At 73.8% G+C, this 5,098-nt stretch carries 3 protein-coding genes and 1 pseudogene; 3 read left to right on the top strand and 1 reads right to left on the bottom strand.

The features are described from left to right. Positions 1-406 (top strand): annotated as a pseudogene (locus tag IH13_RS0102715) (GTPase HflX); the annotation flags it as partial. A 114-nt stretch (positions 407-520) separates the two neighbouring features. Here the strand turns inward: IH13_RS0102715 and IH13_RS0102710 are convergent. Next, entirely contained in the window at positions 521-1,735 is a 1,215-nt protein-coding gene (locus IH13_RS0102710; RefSeq protein WP_031080729.1) for a trypsin-like serine peptidase, read from the bottom strand. Between the two features lie 341 nt (positions 1,736-2,076). On the opposite strand from IH13_RS0102710, the gene IH13_RS0102705 reads away from it, so the two are divergent. Next, a complete protein-coding gene (locus tag IH13_RS0102705) occupies positions 2,077-3,468 on the top strand; it encodes a diaminobutyrate--2-oxoglutarate transaminase family protein (RefSeq protein WP_031080728.1) in 1,392 nt (463 codons plus the stop codon). Between the two features lie 28 nt (positions 3,469-3,496). Continuing rightward, positions 3,497-5,098, top strand: a 1,602-nt coding sequence (locus IH13_RS0102700) for an IucA/IucC family protein (protein WP_031080726.1), incomplete at its 3' end; no start/stop codon positions are given.

Below are 5,098 nucleotides of genomic sequence, written 5' to 3'. Positions count from 1 at the left end.
CGGTGCCCATCCGGTACCGGAGGAGCAGCTCGCCGCCGTGCGCGAGGTGATCCGGGACGTCGGCGCGGTCGACGTACGCGAGATCGTCGTGATCAACAAGGCGGACGCGGCCGACCCGCTGGTGCTCCAGCGGCTGCTGCGCAACGAGAGGCACGCGATCGCGGTGTCGGCGCGCACGGGCGCCGGGATCGACGAGCTGCTCGCGCTCATCGACGAGGAACTGCCCCGGCCGTCCGTCGAGATCGAGGCGCTCGTGCCGTACACGCAGGGCGCGCTCGTCTCCCGGGCGCACGCCGAGGGCGAGATCGTCTCCGAGGAGCACACCTCCGAGGGCACGCTGCTCACGGCACGGGTGCACGAGGAGCTGGCCGCGGAGCTCTCGACGTTCGCGCTCGCCGCTCACTGAGCACCGCGGCGGCGGGCACACGTCCGCCGCCGTACACGGCCCGAGGTCCGGCCCCCCTTCACCGGGGGACCGGACCTCGGGCCTTCGCCGTGCTCGCCGTCGCCCCGGAGGGGCTCAGCGGTCGGCGTACTTCCTGCTCGCCTCCTCGTAGATGCCCTTGGCCTCCGGGCCGAGCCGCGGACCGGCCAGCCAGCCGGCGGTCACCGGGCCGATGGAGGTGTTGGAGACCAGCGCCGGCTTGCCGTCCCGGCCCGTCGCGACCCAGCCGCCGCCGGAGGAACCACCGGTCATCGTGCACCCGATGCGGTACATCGTCGGGTCGTCCTCGAAGACCGAGAGCCGGCCCGGCTTGTCGGTGCACCGGAGCGCCGTCTGGCCGTCGAACGGGGGAGCCGCCGGGTATCCGGTCGCCGTCATGCTCTCGATCTCCGGGACCGCCGGGGCGTCGAAGTCCACGGGAAGAGCGGAACCGACCGTCTCCTCAAGGGACTTGCCCGTCGACCCCTTCTCCGGGGTGACCTGGAGGACCGCGAAGTCGTACGGGGCGCCCTGGCCGCCGGTCGACGCGCCGTCGGCGATCCACTGCTCCGACGTCTGGGCCCACTGGCCCCACCACACGCCGTACGGAGCGATCTGCTCCTTGGACGCGTTCTCCAGCTCCGCCGTCGACAGGCCGCTGTCGTTGTACGAGGGGACGAAGGCGATGTTCCGGTACCAGCCGCCCTTCTTGCCCGCGTGGACGCAGTGCCCGGCGGTCCACACCATGTTGGACTTGCCCGGGTGGGCCGGGTCCTGCACGACGGTCGCCGAACAGACCATCGGCCCCTCGGGCCCGTCGAAGAGCAGCTTCCCGGAGGCCGGGGACCCGTCGTGGTACGGCGTCGGGAGGTTCGCCGCCTCGACGGGGGCGGGCGTCGGGTCCGTCACGCCCTCGTCGCCCGAGATGTCGTTGTCGACCGGGTTCTCCGGGGGCTTGTCGGCCTCACGCATCCGGTCCGGGTCCCAGAGGCCCTCGATGATCGGGTTGACGTAGTCCTTCGCCTCACGCAGCCATGTGGCCCGGTCCCAGTTCTTCCACTCGCCGTTCCGCCACTTGTCGACGTCGATCCCGTGCTCCTTGAGGCGCTCCTTCAAGTCGTCCGGGATCGTGACCTTGCCGTCGGACTGTCCGGCCGCGGCGTCGCTCGCCCTGTCGTCCGGGCCGTCCTCGTCCGGGCCGCAGGCGGTGGCCGTGAACGTCAGGAGGGCGGCGAGGGCGGCCACGGCGAGAGCGGGGCGGCGCGTACTCCTTCCCCGGCGTGCGGTGTCGGTCGGGCGCATGGGTCGCATCTGGTGATCCCCCTGGGACTTCGTCACTGACTTCGGTACGGCACCGCCGAGCTGCCCGGTCCGTGCGGCGCGGACACCTGCTGCCGCGGCGCGCACCCCCGGTCCGGAGCACCAGCTCCTCCCTGCGTGCGGCCCCCCACTATGCCGGTGCCATGGGGGAGGGTACGCGGCAGGGCCGCGGTTCTGCGCCGCAAGGATCTTCCGGCGCACCCGTGATCCCCCACGGGCGGCGTCGTTGGTACGTACGGGGGACACCCGCCCAGCGTTCACCGGCGCGCTCCGTCCTTCCAGCGCCGTACCGACGTGCAACGCAACTGTGACAGCAGGAGGACCGAACAGCCGTGGCCGTGACCGAACCAGCTCCGGTGGTACCCCCCGCCGCGCACGAGGGGATCCTGCGGCGTCAGGCGCTGCGCGAGTCGGCAGCCCGTACGTACGCCCGTTCGCTGCCGATCGTCCCGGTGCGGGCCCGGGGCATGACCATCGAGGGGGCGGACGGGCGGCGTTACCTGGACTGCCTGTCCGGCGCGGGCACCCTGGCCCTCGGGCACAACCACCCGGTGGTGCTGGAGGCCATCAGGAAGGTCATCGACTCCGGTGCGCCGCTGCACGTGCTCGACCTCGCCACCCCGGTCAAGGACGCCTTCACCACCGAGCTGTTCGCCACCCTGCCCCGCGAACTCGCGGACGACGCACGCATCCAGTTCTGCGGGCCGGCCGGGACCGACGCCGTCGAGGCCGCGTTCAAGCTGGTGCGGGCGGCGACCGGGCGCGGTGAACTGCTGGCGTTCACCGGCGCCTACCACGGGATGACCGCCGGGGCGCTGGCCGCCTCCGGCGGCGCGACCGATGTCCGGGTGACCCGGTTGCCCTTCCCGCACGACTACCGGTGCCCCTTCGGTGCCGGAGGGGAACGCGGCGCCGATCTCGCGGCCCGCTGGACCGAGTACCTCCTGGACGACCCCAAGGGCGGGCTCCCCGCGCCCGCCGGGATGATCGTGGAGCCGGTCCAGGGCGAGGGCGGCGTCAACCCCGCGCCCGACGGCTGGCTCCGCCGGATGCGTGAGATCACGCGGGACCGTTCCATCGCGCTGATCGCCGACGAGGTACAGACCGGGGTCGGCCGGACCGGGGCGTTCTGGGCGGTCGGACACAGCGGCGTCGTCCCCGACGTGATGGTGATGTCGAAGGCCATCGGCGGCTCGTTGCCCCTCGCCGTGATCGTCTACCGGTCCGGGCTCGACGTCTGGGAGCCGGGCGCCCACGCCGGCACCTTCCGCGGGAACCAACTGGCCATGGCGGCAGGGGCGGCCACCCTGGCGTACGTACGGGAGAACCGCCTCGCCGAGCGCGCCGGGACGCTCGGCGCCCGCATGCTCGCCCGGCTCCAGGCGCTGAGCGCGGACCACCCCGGCATCGGGGACGTCCGGGGCCGCGGCCTGATGCTCGGGATCGAGCTGGTCGACCCCGAGGCCGAGCCGGCCGACACCACCTCGGAGAACGGCTCGGCCCCGCCGCCCGACCCCGTGCTCGCCGTCGCGGTCCAGCAGGAATGTCTGCGGCGAGGCCTTATCGTCGAACTCGGCGGACGTCACGGCGCCGTGGTCCGACTGCTTCCTCCGCTCACGCTCACCGACGAACAGGCGACGGCGGTCGTGGACCGTCTCGCCGAGGCGCTGAGCGCGGCGGAGCGCTCCCCGCACCGCCGGGCCGCCGCCGGGCCGACCCGCTGACCCCGGATCCCTCACAAGGAAGACCGCCGTGAACCCCACCCCCGCACCCCAGGCCGACGGCCCTCTCACCAGCCAGCAGCGAGGAGCGGAGCTACCGGACGGCGATGTCGCCGTCGAAGAGGCGACGGTGCCCCGTCAGAAGTCCGGGGCCGGCGCGACGCCGCGTACCCCGGAGGCCGCCGACGCGGCCCCGGAGCACCCGGTCGACGCCGTGGAACCGCTCGGCCGACCGGACGCACTCGACGACCAGGACCCCTACCGCGCCGCCGACCACGCGGGCACCGAGAACCTGCTGCGCTGCTGGATCCGGGAGAACGACCTGTCCCGGCCCGGGGACGGCACCCTGCGCGTCCCGCTGCCCGCCAGCGGCACCGCCCTGCTCGTCCCGGTCACGCACTGGTCGGCGACCGGCTGGCACCGCCTGGGAACGCCCGCCCTGGAGAGCGCGCCCGCCGGCGCCCCCGGCGTCGACGCCGTCACCGTGGCCTCCCTCCTCGGGCGTGAGAGCGACCGGAACGCGGGGACGGACCTGGTGGCCAGGGTCGCCGACTCGGTCCGCCAGACCGCGCTCTTCCTCACCGAGCGCCGTCGGCGGCCCGCGGCCGCCCCCGAGGCCGACCTCTTCCTCACCGCCGAGCAGGCGCTCGTCCTCGGCCACCCCCTGCACCCCACGCCCAAGAGCCGCGAGGGCCTCTCCGAATCCGAAACCCCGCTCTACTCACCCGAGTTGCGCGGCTCCTTCCCGCTGCACTGGCTGGCCGTGGACCGGTCGGTCCTGGCCACCGACTCGTCCTGGGCCCGGGACGGCCGACCGGTCACCGCCGAAGAGCTGCTCGCGCCCCACACCGAGGGCCTCACGCTGCCGGACGGCACCGCGCCCCTTCCCCTGCACCCCTGGCAGGCGGCCGAACTCGCGCGCCGCCCGGACGTGGTGGCCCTCCTGGAGAAGGGCCTGCTGCACGACCTCGGCCCGCACGGCGACCACTGGCACCCCACCTCCTCCGTACGAACCGTGCACCGGCCCGGCGCGGGCGTCATGCTCAAGCTGTCCCTGGGCGTCCGGATCACCAACTCCCGCCGGGAGAACCTGCGCAAGGAACTCCACCGCGGCGCGGAGGTCCACCGGCTGCTGGAGACCGGGCTGGCGCGGCAGTGGCACAGCGCGCACCCCGGCTTCGACATCGTCCGGGACCCCGCCTGGCTCGCCGTCGACGCCCCGGACGGCAGCCCCGTCCGCGGGCTCGACGTGGTGCTCCGGCACAACCCCTTCGCGACGACGGACGACGCCGTGTGCGTCGCCGGGCTCACGGCTCCGCGCCCCTGGCCCGGCCGCACGGGTATGTACTCCCGGCTCGCGGACCTCGTCTCCCGGCTCGCGGCACGCACCGGACGCTCCACCCAGGCGGTGTGCGTGGAGTGGTTCCGGCGTTATCTGGACAAGGTCATCCGCCCCGTGATCTGGTTGGACGCCGCGGCAGGCGTCGCCCTCGAAGCACACCAGCAGAACACGCTGGTCCTCCTCGACACGGACGGCTGGCCGGTCGGCGGCAGGTATCGCGACAACCAGGGGTACTACTTCCGTGAGTCCCACCGCACCGCCCTGGAGCAGCGGCTCCCGGGTATCGGCTCC

Source organism: Streptomyces sp. NRRL WC-3549 (assembly GCF_000721935.1).
GTDB lineage: Bacteria > Actinomycetota > Actinomycetes > Streptomycetales > Streptomycetaceae > Streptomyces.
The sequence above is the reverse complement of the archived record's forward strand: the minus strand, read 5'-3'. Positions and strand labels throughout refer to the sequence as shown.